General features: G+C 66.8%; 16 protein-coding genes and 2 pseudogenes. 15 read left to right on the forward strand and 3 right to left on the reverse strand.

Features of this window, described 5'->3' with window-relative positions:
- Window positions 1-5: 5 nt before the first annotated feature.
- The 3 genes and pseudogenes from pyk to IPV08_RS15505 form a co-directional block, all read left to right on the forward strand.
- Entirely contained in the window at window positions 6-1,427 is a 1,422-nt protein-coding gene (pyk, locus tag IPV08_RS15500; RefSeq protein WP_207412503.1) for a pyruvate kinase, read from the forward strand.
- A gap of 214 nt (window positions 1,428-1,641) precedes the next feature.
- Window positions 1,642-1,926 carry a hypothetical protein gene (locus tag IPV08_RS24650; protein ID WP_246747977.1) on the forward strand — a complete coding sequence of 95 codons (285 nt, stop codon included), beginning with the start codon at window positions 1,642-1,644 and terminating at the stop codon, window positions 1,924-1,926.
- A gap of 12 nt (window positions 1,927-1,938) precedes the next feature.
- A pseudogene (locus IPV08_RS15505) lies at window positions 1,939-2,892 on the forward strand (glutamate carboxypeptidase); the annotation flags it as partial.
- Between the two features lie 10 nt (window positions 2,893-2,902).
- On the opposite strand, the gene IPV08_RS15510 reads toward IPV08_RS15505, so the two are convergent.
- Window positions 2,903-3,115: a DUF6494 family protein gene (locus IPV08_RS15510; protein ID WP_056434031.1), complete on the reverse strand. Its 213-nt coding sequence runs from the start codon at window positions 3,113-3,115 to the stop codon at window positions 2,903-2,905.
- A gap of 147 nt (window positions 3,116-3,262) precedes the next feature.
- A complete protein-coding gene (locus tag IPV08_RS15515; RefSeq protein WP_056434034.1) occupies window positions 3,263-3,625 on the reverse strand; it encodes a DUF4440 domain-containing protein in 363 nt (120 codons plus the stop codon).
- 523 nt (window positions 3,626-4,148) lie between these two features.
- Between IPV08_RS15515 and IPV08_RS15520 the strand changes: the two genes are divergently transcribed.
- The 3 genes from IPV08_RS15520 to IPV08_RS15530 all read left to right on the forward strand — a co-directional run bounded on the left by IPV08_RS15520 (window position 4,149) and on the right by IPV08_RS15530 (window position 5,985).
- The gene (locus IPV08_RS15520; protein WP_207412504.1) at window positions 4,149-4,601 is read left to right on the forward strand and encodes a Tellurite resistance protein TerB; all 453 of its coding nucleotides are present in this window, start codon (window positions 4,149-4,151) and stop codon (window positions 4,599-4,601) included.
- 563 nt (window positions 4,602-5,164) lie between these two features.
- Entirely contained in the window at window positions 5,165-5,416 is a 252-nt protein-coding gene (locus IPV08_RS15525; protein WP_244477934.1) for a hypothetical protein, read from the forward strand.
- A gap of 179 nt (window positions 5,417-5,595) precedes the next feature.
- Entirely contained in the window at window positions 5,596-5,985 is a 390-nt protein-coding gene (locus IPV08_RS15530; RefSeq protein ID WP_246747979.1) for a hypothetical protein, read from the forward strand.
- A 145-nt stretch (window positions 5,986-6,130) separates the two neighbouring features.
- Here IPV08_RS15530 and IPV08_RS15535 read toward each other — a convergent pair whose 3' ends face one another.
- Window positions 6,131-6,541 carry a hypothetical protein gene (locus tag IPV08_RS15535; RefSeq protein WP_056434050.1) on the reverse strand — a complete coding sequence of 137 codons (411 nt, stop codon included), beginning with the start codon at window positions 6,539-6,541 and terminating at the stop codon, window positions 6,131-6,133.
- A gap of 154 nt (window positions 6,542-6,695) precedes the next feature.
- On the opposite strand from IPV08_RS15535, the gene IPV08_RS15540 reads away from it, so the two are divergent.
- From IPV08_RS15540 to IPV08_RS24655, 9 genes and pseudogenes are all read left to right on the forward strand, one after another.
- Window positions 6,696-6,983, forward strand: a complete 288-nt coding sequence (locus IPV08_RS15540; RefSeq protein WP_056434053.1) for an MTH1187 family thiamine-binding protein — start codon at window positions 6,696-6,698, stop codon at window positions 6,981-6,983.
- A 67-nt stretch (window positions 6,984-7,050) separates the two neighbouring features.
- Entirely contained in the window at window positions 7,051-7,980 is a 930-nt protein-coding gene (locus IPV08_RS15545) for an aldo/keto reductase (protein WP_207412506.1), read from the forward strand.
- A complete protein-coding gene (locus IPV08_RS15550; protein ID WP_207412507.1) occupies window positions 7,964-8,713 on the forward strand; it encodes an NADPH-dependent F420 reductase in 750 nt (249 codons plus the stop codon). The genes IPV08_RS15545 and IPV08_RS15550 overlap by 17 nt, the downstream gene beginning before the upstream one ends.
- 26 nt (window positions 8,714-8,739) lie before the next feature.
- The gene (locus IPV08_RS15555; RefSeq protein ID WP_207412517.1) at window positions 8,740-10,095 is read left to right on the forward strand and encodes an MFS transporter; all 1,356 of its coding nucleotides are present in this window, start codon (window positions 8,740-8,742) and stop codon (window positions 10,093-10,095) included.
- Window positions 10,096-10,117: 22 nt separating this feature from the next.
- Window positions 10,118-10,585 (forward strand): low molecular weight protein-tyrosine-phosphatase, encoded by a 468-nt coding sequence (locus IPV08_RS15560; protein ID WP_207412508.1) that lies wholly within the window; start codon window positions 10,118-10,120, stop codon window positions 10,583-10,585.
- A gap of 16 nt (window positions 10,586-10,601) precedes the next feature.
- Complete coding sequence (locus IPV08_RS15565) at window positions 10,602-11,402, forward strand: fructosamine kinase family protein (protein ID WP_207412509.1); 801 nt, start codon at window positions 10,602-10,604, stop codon at window positions 11,400-11,402.
- Between the two features lie 190 nt (window positions 11,403-11,592).
- A complete protein-coding gene (locus IPV08_RS15570; protein ID WP_207412510.1) occupies window positions 11,593-12,258 on the forward strand; it encodes a protein-L-isoaspartate O-methyltransferase in 666 nt (221 codons plus the stop codon).
- 186 nt (window positions 12,259-12,444) lie between these two features.
- Window positions 12,445-13,839: a TolC family outer membrane protein gene (locus IPV08_RS15575; protein WP_056434067.1), complete on the forward strand. Its 1,395-nt coding sequence runs from the start codon at window positions 12,445-12,447 to the stop codon at window positions 13,837-13,839.
- 136 nt (window positions 13,840-13,975) lie between these two features.
- A pseudogene (locus IPV08_RS24655) lies at window positions 13,976-14,129 on the forward strand (DUF2497 domain-containing protein); the annotation flags it as partial.

Below are 14,129 nucleotides of genomic sequence, written 5' to 3' on the forward strand. Positions count from 1 at the left end.
CGTTCATGCGCCGCTTCCGTCACGCCAAGATCGTCGCCACCGTCGGCCCCGCCAGCGCGTCGCCCGAGATGCTGCGCCGGCTGTTCCTGGCGGGCGTCGACACCTTCCGCCTCAATTTCAGCCACGGTACGCAGGCCGACCACGCGGTGGTCCATGCCGCGATCCGCGTGCTCGAGCACGAGGTGGGCCGGCCCATCGGCATTCTGCAGGATCTCCAGGGCCCCAAGATCCGCCTCGGAACACTCGCCGGCGGCCGCCTCGACGTGGTCCCGGGTGAGAGCCTCCGCTTCGTCCTCGATGGCGCCGAAGGCGGGCGCGATGCCATCCCCCTTCCGCACCCGGAGATCTTCGCCGCCGTCGCGCCGGGGCAGGACCTGCTCATCGACGACGGTCGCGTGCGGGTGCGTGTCACCGGCCTCACCCGCGACAGCATCATCGCCGAGGTGGTGATCGGCGGCACCCTCTCGAACCGCAAGGGCGTCAACCTCCCCGGCACGTTGCTGGACGTCTCGCCGCTCACCGCCAAGGACCGGGCCGACCTCGCCTTCGGGCTGGAGCTCGGCGTCGACTGGGTCGCGCTCTCCTTCGTACAGAAGCCCTCCGACGTGATCGAGGCGCGCGGGCTGATCGGCGACCGGGCCGGCATCATGACCAAGGTGGAGAAGCCCCAGGCCCTGGAGCGCATCGACGACATCATCCGCCTCTCGGACGCCGTGATGGTGGCGCGCGGCGACCTCGGCGTGGAGATCCCGCAGGAGGACGTTCCGGGGCGCCAGAAGGAGATGATCCGCGCCTGCCGCCTCGCGGTGAAGCCCGTGGTGGTGGCGACCCAGATGCTCGATTCGATGGTCTCGGCCCCGACACCGACCCGGGCCGAAGCCTCGGACGTCGCCACCGCGATCTATGACGGGGCGGATGCGGTGATGCTCTCGGCGGAATCCGCCACGGGAAAATTTCCCGTGGAGACCGTGGAAATGATGGCCCGGATCATCCATCGCACCGAGACGCACAAGCTCTACCGCTCGCTCATCACCGCCTCGGACCCCGACGAGGAGGAAACGCCACCGCACGCCATCGCCTCCGCGACGGCCAGCCTCGCCGATGCGGTGAACGCCGCCGCCATCGTGGCCTACACGCTCAGCGGAACCACCGCCGCGCGCATCGCACGCCGGCGCCCGGAGGTGCCGATCCTGGCGCTCACGCCGGACCTCGAGACCTCGCGCCGGCTCTGCCTGCTCTGGGGCGCGCACAGCGTCCAGGCCGCGGAGGTCACCACCTACGAGGAGATGGTGGCGGGCGCCATCGACCAAGCCGTGAAAGAGGGCTTCGCCAAGCCCACGGATCTCGTCGTCATCACCGCCGGCATCCCTTTCGCCGTGGCGGGTACGACGAACAACGTCCGCATCGCTCACGTGCCGCCCGCATAGGCCGTATCAGCCGGTGCGCGACGACGGTCCGAACAAGGGGCACGCCTGGCGACCCGGCCCAAACCCGGCCGGTTCGCCCGCAAGCCGCGCGATCCTTGCGTCGGAGCGGTCTCTACGGTTCTGTGACGATCGATGCGAGAAACTCCGGGACGGGCAGCCTACGAGCCGGATAGATCGTGGCTCGCTGCGTCGGCCTCCGACGAGAAGGATTTCCATGCGTACGACCGCGTCTCTGGCCCTCGCCGTCCTCATGGCGCTGGCGCCGCTCGCCGCCCGGTCCGCTCCGGACGACACCGTGCTCGCAGCGGTGAAGGTGCAGGACGGCCCGTATCGCGAGACGCTGAAGGGGTTGGTCGATCTCGATAGCGGCACCGGCGACGTGTCCGGCCTGTCCAAGGTCGAGGCGCTCCTAAAGGCTCGCCTCGAAGCCTCGGGACTCGCAGTCAGCACCCGCAACGCCCCCGTCTTCGGCGGAAACACGGTGATCGGTACGCGATAGGGCAGCGGCACGCGCAAGATCATGCTGCTGGTGCATTACGACACCGTGTTCGGCACGGGCGACGCTGCCAAGCGCCCCTATACCGAGCGCGAAGGCCGCGCTTATGGACCGGGTGTCGCCGATGCGAAGGGCGGCATCGCGATGATCCTGCACCTTCTTTCCATCCTGGAGACCTTGCGGTTCGACGGTTACGGTACCCTCACGGTGGTCTTCAATCCCGATGAGGAGCGCGGCTCGCGTGGGTCGCGCGACGAGATCGCCAGGATCGCCCGCGATCAGGACGTAGTCCTGTCGTTCGAACCCTCCTTCGCCGAAGCCGGCGTCGATGCCGTCACCGTGGCGACGAAGGGCATCAACTACGCGAGCCTCACCGTGAAAGGCCGTGCCTCCCATGCCGGCGGCGCGCCGGAAGCCGGACGCAACGCGGTGGTCGAACTCTCCCACCAGATCCTCCAGCTTCAGGATCTCGGAGACCCAGCCAAGGGGACGAGCCTGCACTGGACCGTAGTCCATGGCGGCACCAAGCCGAACATCATTCCCGATGACGCCAAGGCGGAGGGCGACATGCGCTACTTCGTGCCGAGCGAGTACGACCGCGTCCTGTCCGAGGGACGGAAGATCGCCGAATCGCATCGCGTTCCCGATACGCAGGTGACCTTCGATCTCGCCAAAGGCCGCCCGCCGCTGCCGAGCAATCCGGGGACGAAGGCCCTCGGGGAACGCGCACGCGCCATCTATGCCGAGATGGGTGCCGAGCTCATGCTGGCGGAGATCGGCGGGGGGACGGATGCGGGCTACGCCTTCCAGCCGGACAGCCCGGCGAAACCCGCTATCCTCGAATCCCTCGGCATCGTCGGGGGCCGCTATCACAGCACGGACGAGTTCGCGGTCCTCGCCAGCATCACGCCGCGGCTCTACCTCGCGACCCGCCTGTTCATGGAGGTGTCGAAGGAGGCAGGCCGCTGATCGTGACAGGTCAGCGTGTCGTGCCCGGATCTTCGCCCAGTGAGATCGTGCGCTCGACCACGTGCTCCAGCGGCGCGTTCTCGGCCGTGAGAGTCATGCGAAGCTTCAAAGACCCGCCCGGCACCTGACCCTCACGGGCCACACGCTCAATCTCACGCTGCGACGTCACTCCGACTTCCTTCAGGAACTTGCGCAGTTCGATGTTGAAGCGATCCTCGTCCATGACGTGTTCCTCCGTTTTGCCCCGATAGAGGCGATGGGACCGGTTATGACCCGGCGGGTCCGGATAGGCTCATCCCTCGAAACGGGATGTGGGCCGGGCCGGGATGCTGGCCCGGCGAACCGAGGATGGTTCAGTTCCAGATGTCGCTCAGTTCCAAGTGTGGAGCAGAGCGCGCCAACCATCGCCATGAGGCTCCAGAACATTCACCCAATTGCCCCCATAGCTCTGGGACTGACCCCCCTCTCCCGGTCCGGTCAGCTGCCAGAGCCCGGTGAGGATGACGGTCTCGCCCCTCTGCGTGGTGTCCTGGACCGTGATCTTATGGTCCTTGAATCCCTTCGCCTGCAGGTCGGCGAAGAAAGCGGAAATCTTGTCCGCTCCCTGGACGGGCGAGCCCCCCGCCGGGATCACCTTTCCCTCGTCGCTGTAGAGCTTTCCCAATGCGGCGGTGTCGCCCTTATTGAAGGTCTGATCCCAGAGATCAGCGATCGCTTGGCCTTGTAAACTCATCTCTTCTCCATCCGTTTCTTCGACGGTTCAGCGAGCACATATCGAAGCCGTGGTGCCCAGGGCCAAATGCCCGCAGTCCCGTCCTTGCCTTCCCGCGCGTTCCGAGCCGGCGATGCGGAATGTAGAGCGCCGTTCACCGAAGGGGATGGCCTCCGCCGGTTCGGAGGTCGGATGGAGGTTGGTTCCGGTTCCGCATCAACCCCAGCCGTCGATCGAACCTCGCCTAAACCTCAACTGCGGGCGACGCCGTGGATCGCCCGACATGGCCTGTCGGGGCTGAGGGCCCGGTTCGGCGAGACCGACCGACGTCGCGAATTCCCTCGACCGCTCGCATTGCCGTGCCACGACACCGACGATGAGTGGCGGCACCGATGACACAGGCTCTGCCATGCGGTGACGTCACTGCCTGCCGGCCTAAGAAAGCTCGTGCGTTCGGCGTGCGAACTTTGCATACGATTCCGAATGGCAGGTTCGAGCGTTGCCCGTTCGCGGCCCTCGGCCGGACCGCCCCAAGGAGTCCCTGATGGGCATTTTTCAGAACCTGCTCGAACGCGTCACCGCCTATGTCGGCGACAAGACGCTGATGTATGCGGCCGTATCCGCAGCCTCGAACGTCATCGTGGCCGACAGTGAGGTGGACGAGGCGGAGGTCGAGGTCGCACTCGCGGCCATGCGGGCGAATCCCATCATCGAGAAGGGATACGATACGCTGATGCTGGAGGCGGAACTGTTCGACGGGATCGCGCGGGCCCGGACCCGCGTCGGGCGGGCGGACAATCTGAGCCGCGTGGCCGCCATCGCCGACAGGTCCATCGGTCAACGAAACGGGGTGTTCCTGATCGCGGCCGATGCCGCCGATCACGAGGGGATCAGCGACGTCGAGCACATCGCTCTCGATGAAATCGCCGCCGCCCTTCTGGTCGACAAGGAGGCTCTGCTCCGGCTGGCTCCGGTGAAGCCGTCGATCCCGTCGTAACCGGGGCGATGCGTCCTGCATGGCCGATCTAAGTCATCGATGCGAACCGGCACATCGAAGGGTGTGTCCGGCGGGCGACACCGAATGGTTAAAATCATATTAACCATTCATGACGACCACACGTTAGAAATCCTTCGACTATAGAGCCGGCATCCAACCCTTGCCGGTCATTGCCATGATCCTCGCTTCCCGCAACATCGTCAACGAACACCGCGAGATCGCCGCCATCGCGATCACCTACGGAATCTTTCTCAGTGGGATCATGCTCCTCACTTGGACTATGGCCTGACGCCGTCCACAGCGAGCCGGGCCCCTGTGTCCGGCTTCGCCCACGGCCTCGGAATCTGTGCCGGCACGACGGACGCAGCCTGAACTTGCCCTCGGGTCAAGCAGTGCACTGACGTCGTACGCCGGGAGCGCAAACCGAATGCGGTCTTCGTCAAGGAACCGATGAGCCTTGAAAGATGTTCGTCCATCCAAATTGGAGGAAATGAATGTCTGACAGCGCTTTAGCTTCGGTTATCGTCCCGTCTCTCCGGGCGGCTCGCTCGGCGAGGGAGCGGTTGGCACGTGCCGGGTTCGCCCGCAACAGCGTGGATATCGAACGCCACGGCGACGAATTCGAAGTGTCCATCAGCACGAGGACTGAGAATCTGGAGCGCGCTCAGAACATCCTTCAGGGCAACCCCGTGGTCGGCGATCTTCGCGATGCGGGCTCACGTGCGCTCGGCGCCTTCCACGATAACCGGCCGCTCGCGCTGGGCCTCGCGGCACTGGCGGGCTTTGCCATCTTCCACGTCTCGAAGAGGCGGTGAAGCCGAGGCCGAACGCGCCAACGAACGGGCGAGCCCGGTAGTCGCAAAGCGGGCAGATGGGCGCCGTTTTGCTCCGGGCCGAAGTGGCGGTTAGACTGACCACCATGAAACATGAACCGATCCGCCGGTTTGTCATCGTGTGCCGTTTCGGCGCGGCGATGCTCGGCGGATTGTCCATAATGATGTCGACCACCGTCTTCGCTCAGTCTCCGTCACCGGCAGTTGCGGTAAACAACTGGGCGGACCTTCGTGCGACGTTGGCGTCCTGCTGGTCGGTCCCGCCGGATACCAGGGGATCGCTGATCGCGTTCCTGTTCGGCATCAGCAAGACGGGTGAGCTGCGTGGTCCACCTCTCGTCACGGCGCGCCGCCTCCAGGGCGATCAGGACGCCAGGAAACGGTTCGAGGAGGCAGCGAGGGATGCCGTGAACCGTTGCTTTCCCATGACGGTGACGCCGTCCTTCGGAGCCATCCTGGGCGAAAGCCCCATCCGCCTGCGCTTCGTCAATACGCCGCCGACGGCGGCCTACCAGATCAACAGCAACATAACGATCTTCGCACCACCCTAATCGCGCCGCATCGGGGCGGAGACGGTGTGCTTCCGATCCGTCGCTGTTTCATGAGCCGGAATGGCTCGGAACAGGCGACAGCGATAAGCGAATGCAAAAAGGGCCGCCTCGCGGCGACCCCTTCGTTTCCTCATACCGTTTCGGCTCAGTAGCCGTAGTAACCACCGTATCCGTAGCCATAGGCCGGCGCGGGAGCGTAACCGCCGTAATAGCCGACGGGGCGGCCATAGCCGTAACCGTCGTAGCCGTAACCACCGTTATAGGCTCCGGCCGCGATGGCTCCGGCAGCCAAGCCAGCGACGCCGAGGCCGATGGCGGCACCAGGACCGATGCCGCGACGGCCATATCCGTAACCACGACCGTAGCCGCCGCCGTAGCGACCGTAACCACCGCTGTAACGGCCATAACCGCCGCGATGACCGTATCCACCGTGGCCGCCGAAGCCACCATGACCGTATCCGCCGCCATGGCCCCAACCACGGGCTTCCGCAGGTGCCGCCGCGAGGAGGGCACCGAGGCTGACGGCCGCGGCCGAGAGGAGTGCGAGCTTGCGCATTCGAAACATCCTGTTGTGAGGTATGCCCATCAACGGACCGGGCGCCCGGCCGTTCCCATCGGCCCCTGGGCGCTGGCGACGCAGGCCGTCGAGACGCCTCTAGGACCATCGGGATCGGCCATCCCGTTTGCCCGCATTGCCAAGGAGAACCGTCATGAAAGTCGTCGCGGATCTGTGCATCGTCCCCATGGGGGTCGGACCCTCGGTCTCCTCCTACGTGAAGGAGATCAAGACCATCCTGGAGACCAGCCACCTCAACGCCGAGATGCATGCCAACGGCACGAATATCGAGGGCGAGCTCGCCGACATCTGCCGGCTCATCGAACTCTGCGAAGAGAAGCTGAGCCAGCTCGGCGTTCAGCGGGTCTTCTTCACCATGGCCTTCTCGTCGCGGCGGGACAAAGAACAGTCCATGGCCGACAAGCTGACGGCCGTTTCCTGATCCGTTGGCACCTTGGCGGCGCAGCGGCGTTGACCCTGCCCGATCCCCGGATGAGGACCGAGCCCGCATGCATCCATCCCGACGTGCGTTCCTGGCCGGTGCCGGCCTGGCTCCCCTGATCGTGCCGCTGCTGCAGCGCGCCACGTCCCCGGCCCATGCGGAGGAGGGCGGTCTGATCCGCCGCGCCATCCCGTCCTCCGGCGAGATGCTCCCCGCCATGGGGATCGGTACGTCACGCCGCTACGAGGTCGAGCCGATTCCCGAAAAGATCGCGCCCCTGCGCGAGGCGGTGCAGCGGTTCGTGGCGCTCGGCGGCTCGGTCATCGACACGGCGCCGAGCTACGGCACGGCCGAGGACGTCCTCGGCCAGATCCTGTCCCAGGACGGTCTGCGCGAGAAGGTGTTCCTCTGCAGCAAGGTCGGGACACCGGGCCGCGAGGCCGGCGCGGCCGAGATCGCACGCTCCTTCCGCCGCATGGCGACCGACAGGATCGACCTCGTGGCGGTCCACAACCTCAGCGATACGGCAACGAACCTCGCCACGTTGCGTGAGCTCAAGGCCGAAAAGAAGATCCGCTACATCGGCGTCACGGTCTGGCGAGACAGTCAGTTCGCGGATCTCGAGGCGGTGATGCGGCGCGAGACGATGGATTTCATCCAGGTCAATTACGCCCTCGACGACCGCCGCGCCGCCGAGCGCATCCTGCCGCTGGCGAAAGAGCGCGGCATGGCGGTGATGGTGAACGTGCCCTTCGGGCGCGACCGCCTGTTCAAGGCCGTGCAGGGACGCGACCTGCCGCCCTGGACGGCGGAGTTCGATTGCGCGAGCTGGCCGCAATTCTTCCTGAAATACGTCCTCGCCCACGAGGCCGTCACCTGCCCGATCCCCGGCATGGCCAAGGCGGCTTATGTCGAGGACAATCTCGGCGCGGCCCGCGGCCGGTTGCCCGATGCCGCCCAGCGAACCCGAATGGAGGCCTATGTCGACGCGCTCTGATGTCCTCAACCGCCGTGCCGTCATCGCTCTTGTAGGCGGCTTTCTCGCCGCTTCGAGCCTGCTGGCATCACCCTGTCCCGCCTCGGCCCAGGCTGCACCGCAGCCGGTCCGCATCGGCATCGTCGGGGCCGGCAATATCGGCGGCACGATCGGTGGCCTCTGGGCCAAGGCCGGCCACGAGGTGATGCTGTCGTCGCGCCACCCGGAGGAGCTGAAGGGCCTCGTCGAGGAACTCGGGCCGAAGGCGAGGGCAGGCAGCCCGGCCGAGGCCATCGCGTTCGGCGACGTCATCCTCATCGCGGTGCCCTACAAGGCTTATCCGCAGCTGGCGCAGGACCATGCCGCCGCGCTCAAGGGCAAGGTGGTGATCGATGCCGGCAACGCGACCCAGGCCCGTGACGGCGAAGTCTATGGTGAGGTCCAGGCCAACGGCATCGCGGCGGTCTCGGCCAAATATCTGAACGGGGCGAAGGTCGTCCGGGCCTTCAACGCGGCCAATTACAAGGTCTTCGCCAAGAACGCCCATCGCCAAGGCGGACGCATGGCGATCCCCATCGCCGGCGACGATCCCGCGGCGCTCGCGATCGCTTCCCAACTCGTAAAGGATGCGGGCTTCGATCCGGTGGAGGTCGGGCCGCTGGCCAAGGCGGACAGCTTCGCCATGGGCTCCCCCGGCTTCGGCCTCGACCTGAATGCGGAGGAATCGCGGGCGCGCTTCGGGGTCACCCGTTGAGCGACGGGCCAGGGCTGGCAAAGCCGCTGACCGCCGGTAGCGGTGGCTACGTCCCGCCCTGGCTGCGGCGGCTCATCGACGTACAGGCGGAGGAGGTGCCGGCCCTTGCATGGTCCTGGGCCTACATCTTCTCGATCCTGGCGGCCTATTACGTCCTCCGGCCGATCCGCGACCAGATGGGTGTCGCCGGCGGGATCGAGAACCTGCCCTGGTTGTTCACCGGCACCCTCGTGGGCATGCTGGCGCTGAACGTCCCCTTCGCCTGGCTCGTAAAGACGTTGCCACGCGCCCGGTTCGTGCCGCTGACCTATCGGTTCTTCGCCGCCAACATCCTGCTCTTCGCCGGGGCGCTCTATTTCGCCGGGCCGGAGGGCGACATCTGGATCGGCCGGGCCTTCTTCGTCTGGCTCTCGATCTTCAACCTGTTCGTGGTCTCGGTGTTCTGGGCCACCATCGTCGATGTGTTCTCCACCGAGCAGGGCAAGCGCCTGTTCGGCTTCATCGCCGCCGGCGCGACTCTCGGGGCGATCGCCGGATCGGCGACGACGGCGATCCTCGCCCGCGACGTGCCGACCTGGGCGCTCCTCATCGGCGCGGCCCTGCTCCTCGAGGTGGCGGTGTTCAGCATGCGCGGCCTCGCGCGCTTGTCCGACCGCCTGAACCGGGCTCCCGTCACGGGCGACGCCGCCCCGTCGGAGGCCATCGGCGGCAGTGCCTTCGCGGGCATCACCCGCACGTTCCAGTCGCCCTACCTGCTCAATATCGGGCTGTTCCTGCTGCTATTCTCGGTGACCTCGACCTTCCTGTATTTCGAGCAGGCGGGCATCGCCAAGCGCAGCTTCCCCGATCGCGGCTCGCAGACGGCCTTCTTCGCCAGCGTCGATCTGCTGGTGAACCTGCTCACCCTCGGCGTGCAATTCTTCCTTACCGGCCGGATCGTGCGGCGCATCGGGGTCGGCCCCGCCCTCGCGCTTCTGCCGGCGGCCAGCATCCTGGGATTCGCGGCGCTTGCCGTCTCTCCCACGATCACGGCCATCGTGGCGTTCCAGGTCTTCCGGCGGGCCGGCAACTTCGCCATCGCCCGGCCGATCCGCGAGGTGCTGTTCACGGTGGTCCCGCGTGAGGACCGCTACAAGGCGAAGAACTTCATCGACACCGTGGTCTACCGCACCGGCGACCAGATCGGCGCTTGGTCCTTCGCGGGGATCGCGGCCCTCGGCCTCGGTTCGACGGCCGTGGCGGTCACGGCTGTGCCGCTCTCGGCGGCCTGGCTCCTGAACAGCCTCTGGCTCGGCCGTCGGCAGGAGGCGAGGCGGGTCGCGATAGAAGAAGCAGAAGGCTCCGACAAGGATCGGGCGACCGGGCCGTCGCGCGACCGCTGACATCGACATTCGAGGAGCCGTTATGTCCGCAGGCAAGCCAGCCGTCCTGTTCGTGTGCCTGGGCAACATCTGTCGTTCGCCCCTCGCGGAGGCGGCGTTCCGCGTCGAGGCCGAGCGGGCGGGTCTCGACGCGGAGGTCGATTCGGCCGGGACCGGCGGCTGGCATGCGGGCGAACCGCCCGACCCGCGTGCCCTGGCCGTCGCCCGGCGCAACGGCGTCGACATCTCCGGCTACCGCGCCCGTCGGGTCGAGCCGGCGGATTTTGCCCGCTTCAGCCACATCGTCGCCCTCGATGGCGACAATCTCGCCGTGCTGCGTCGGCTTCGACCGAAAGAGGGCGCCGCATTGTCGCTTCTCCTCGACCATGTGCCCGGGCGCAGGGGCGAGGCGGTCGCCGACCCCTATTACGGCGCCGATGCGGGGTTCGACGCCACCTGGGCCGACGTGACCCTGGGCGCCCGTCACCTCGTGCGCGCGCTCAAGGCATGATGCCTCTGGCCGAACCATGATGCCACTGGCAGAGCGTGGAGCGGCGCTGCTCGGGCGCCGTCTCGTGCGGGTCGAGCCCATGAGCGGCGGCAACCTCTCCGGCCTCGTGCGGATCCTGCTCGACGACGGCAGCGCGGCGATCGTCAAGGATGGACCCGATCAACTGACGGAAGCCGAGATGCTCCGCGCGATCCGCGCCGCCGGAATTCCCGCGCCGGAAGTGTTCGCGGCCGATGCCCGGACCCTGGTGATCGAGCCCCTGCCGGCCCGCGGCGGCAACGCGGATGCGGATCTCGGCCGCGTGATGGCGCGCCTCCATGCCGTGACCGGCGACAATTACGGCTGGACCCGTGATTACGCCTTCGGGACGGTGCGGATCGACAATAGCCGGAGCGAGGATTGGCCCGACTTCTGGAGCGAGCACCGGCTACTCTGCCACGCTCCTCATCTCGACCCCACGCTCAGGCGAAGGATCGAGGTCCTGGCGAGGGCGCTCCCCGAGCGTCTTCCGGCCCGTCCGCGTCCGTCCCTGCTGCATGGCGACCTGTGGGGCGGCAACGTCCTGATCGACGGCGACCGCGTCTCCGGGCTCATCGACCCCGCCTGCTACCACGGCCATGCCGAAGTGGACCTCGCGATGCTGTCGCTGTTCGGTGCGCCCGGCCTGGCCTTCCGGGAGGCGTATGGTGCGGCCGAATCGGGCATGCCCGAGCGTCGGGCGATCTATCAGTTGTGGCCGGCGCTGGTGCATCTGCGCCTGTTCGGATCGGGTTACCGCTCCATGGTCGAGACGCTGCTCGACGCCACCGGCTGCTGAAACCTCCGCCCATTCCAGCAGGCCGAAGCGAAGCTGTCTTCCGTCGACCCGACCACGCCTCGAACCTTGCGTTTTGAGGGCCGATCCACGACAACCCGGCAAGCTTCGGCGCTGGCGTCCGGCCCCTTCCGAATATCCGGATGAGGCGGAGGGGCGCCTACGGTCGATGCGGCGAGGGAAGACGAAACCCATGCTCGATTACGCGCAGGCGCGACGCCTCATGGTGGATTGTCAGTTGCGGACTTTCGATGTCAACGACATCCCCGTCCTCGACGCTTTCGAAGCCGTGCCGCGCGAGCGCTTCGTGCCGCAGGGCCGTGAGGACTTCGCCTATATCGACCAATCCCTCCGCATCACCGGACGGGATCCGGCGACATCGGATCGCGCCGTCCCGGCCCCGATGATCCTGGCCCGCATGATCCAGGCGCTGCAACTCGCGCCGGGCCAGGTCGCCCTCGATGTCGCCACCGGCTACGGTTACGCCGCCGCCATCATGCGGCAGCTCGGAGTGCGGGTCGTCGCCCTCGAATCCGACGAGACCCTCGCCGCCGAGGCCGAGAGCCGCCTGTCGGGCACGGACGGTATCGAGATCGTTCACGGTCCTTTGCAGGAGGGGGCGGCGAAGGCGGGGCCGTTCGACGCGATCCTCGTCAACGGCCGCGTCGAGACGAGGCCTCAATCCCTCCTCGATCAGTTGAAGGATGGCGGACGCCTCGTCTGCGTGATGGGTCGCGACAGGGCCGCGAAGGCCACCCTGTTCATCAGGACCGGGGATGCTTTCGGAGCGCGGCCGCTCTTCGACGCCTCGCTTCCGGCCCTCTCGGCGTTCAGCGCGGATTCCCATTTTTCGTTCTAGCCGCGGGAGCAGGTGTCGCTTTTATGCGGCACTGCGCCATCAATCTCGCGCCTAATCCCTCTCCGCCGATGCCCTGAAGCACAACCTCCGCTAAGCTGACCTGTGAGGCGGGCAATCCGGATGGCACCCTAGGCGCTATGGCTGTGACGAACAGCCGACCGGTTCATCGAGAAACCGCAAGGGCAGATGGACGTGAGACAACGCAAACTTGCGAAAAGCTTCCGGCTACGGCTGGGTGGCTTCGCCGCGCTGACGCTCGCCGCCGCCTCTCCGGCCGTGGCCGAGACGCTGGATAGCGCGCTGGCCCGTGCCTATGGCGCCAACCCGGCGCTGAACGCCTCGCGTGCGGGATTGCGCGCTACCGATGAGAACGTCGCGCAGGCCAAGTCCGGCTACCGCCCCACCGTGAGTCTCGACGCCGATATCGGCCTCACCCAGAGTCAGGGCCGTGTGAGCGGCATCTCTCTCAATCAGGTGACGAAGCCCGGCGGCGCCGGGCTGACGATCAACCAGACCCTGTTCAACGGCTTTCAGACCGACAACCAGACCCGTCGGGCCCAGTCGGACGTGCTCGGCACGCGCGAATCGCTGCGCGCCACCGAGATGACGACCCTGTTCAACGCCGCCCAGATCTACATGTCGGTCCTCAGCGACACGGCGACCCTGGAACTGCGCCGCAACAACGTCGAGGTGCTCGAGGAGCAGCTGCGCCAGACCCGCGACCGCTTCAACGTGGGCGAGGTCACCCGGACCGACGTCGCCCAGGCCGAGGCCCGTCTCGCCGGCGCGCGCTCCGACGTCAGCGGCGCGGAGGCGAACCTGCGCGCCAGCATCGGCACGTACCGGCGCATCATCGGCGTCGAGCCGCGGCAGCTGGCGCCGGGACGCCCCCTCGACCGGTTCGTGCCGCCGAACCTCGACAACGCCATCTCCATCGGCCTGAAGGAGCATCCGCAGATCATGTCCTCGCTTCACGCGGTGGATGTGGCCGAAGCGCAGGTGAAGATTTTCGAAGGCGCGCTCTATCCGACTGCCGCCCTGCAGGGCAGCGTCCAGCAGCGTTACGATACGCAGTTCCCGGGCGATAACGGCGTGACCGCCTCCATCGTCGGCCGCATCTCGGTCCCGCTCTACGAGGGCGGCCAGACCTATTCGCAGATCCGCCAGGCCAAGGAACTGGTGGGTCAGGCCAGGATCAACGTCGAGGATATCCGCGACCAGGTCCGGTCGGCCATCGTCACGGCCTGGGGTCGTCTCGAAGCAGCGAAGGCCCAGGTCATCGCATCGCAGGCCCAGGTGCAGGCCAACGAAGTGGCGCTGAACGGCGTGCGCGAGGAGGCCCGTGTCGGCCAGCGCACCACGCTCGACGTGCTGAACGCTCAGCAGGAACTGCTGAACTCGCGCGTGAACCTCATTCTCGCCCAGCGCGACCGCGTGGTGAATTCCTACGGCGTGGTCCAGGCGGTGGGCCGCCTCACCGTGCGCTTCACGTCGATCCCGGTGGTGGCTTACAGCCCGAAGGAGCATTTCGACCAGATCAAGGATCTCTGGTACGGCGTGCGTACGCCTGACGGACGCTGAGGGTCGCGAGGAACTCGCAGGGCGCCGGTGTTATCCTGTGCCTTGCGCCCTGCCGGTCCTTGTTTCCGGCGCCCGTGGTGAAATACTCAGAGTGATCGAAATACTTCTTTAACCATGTGACCCGAGCGTCGTCCGGATGAGTGCAGCGAGCCCCAAGACGCCGGAAAAGGGCCAGGAACCCTCCATGGAGGAGATCCTGGCGTCCATTCGCCGGATCATCGCCGACGACCAGAACGCCAAGGCGGAGGTGGTCTCGCCGGTTCGCTCCACTCCGCCGCTGCCGGAGAACG

The organism is Methylobacterium sp. SD274 (assembly GCF_017355285.1).
GTDB lineage: Bacteria > Pseudomonadota > Alphaproteobacteria > Rhizobiales > Beijerinckiaceae > Methylobacterium.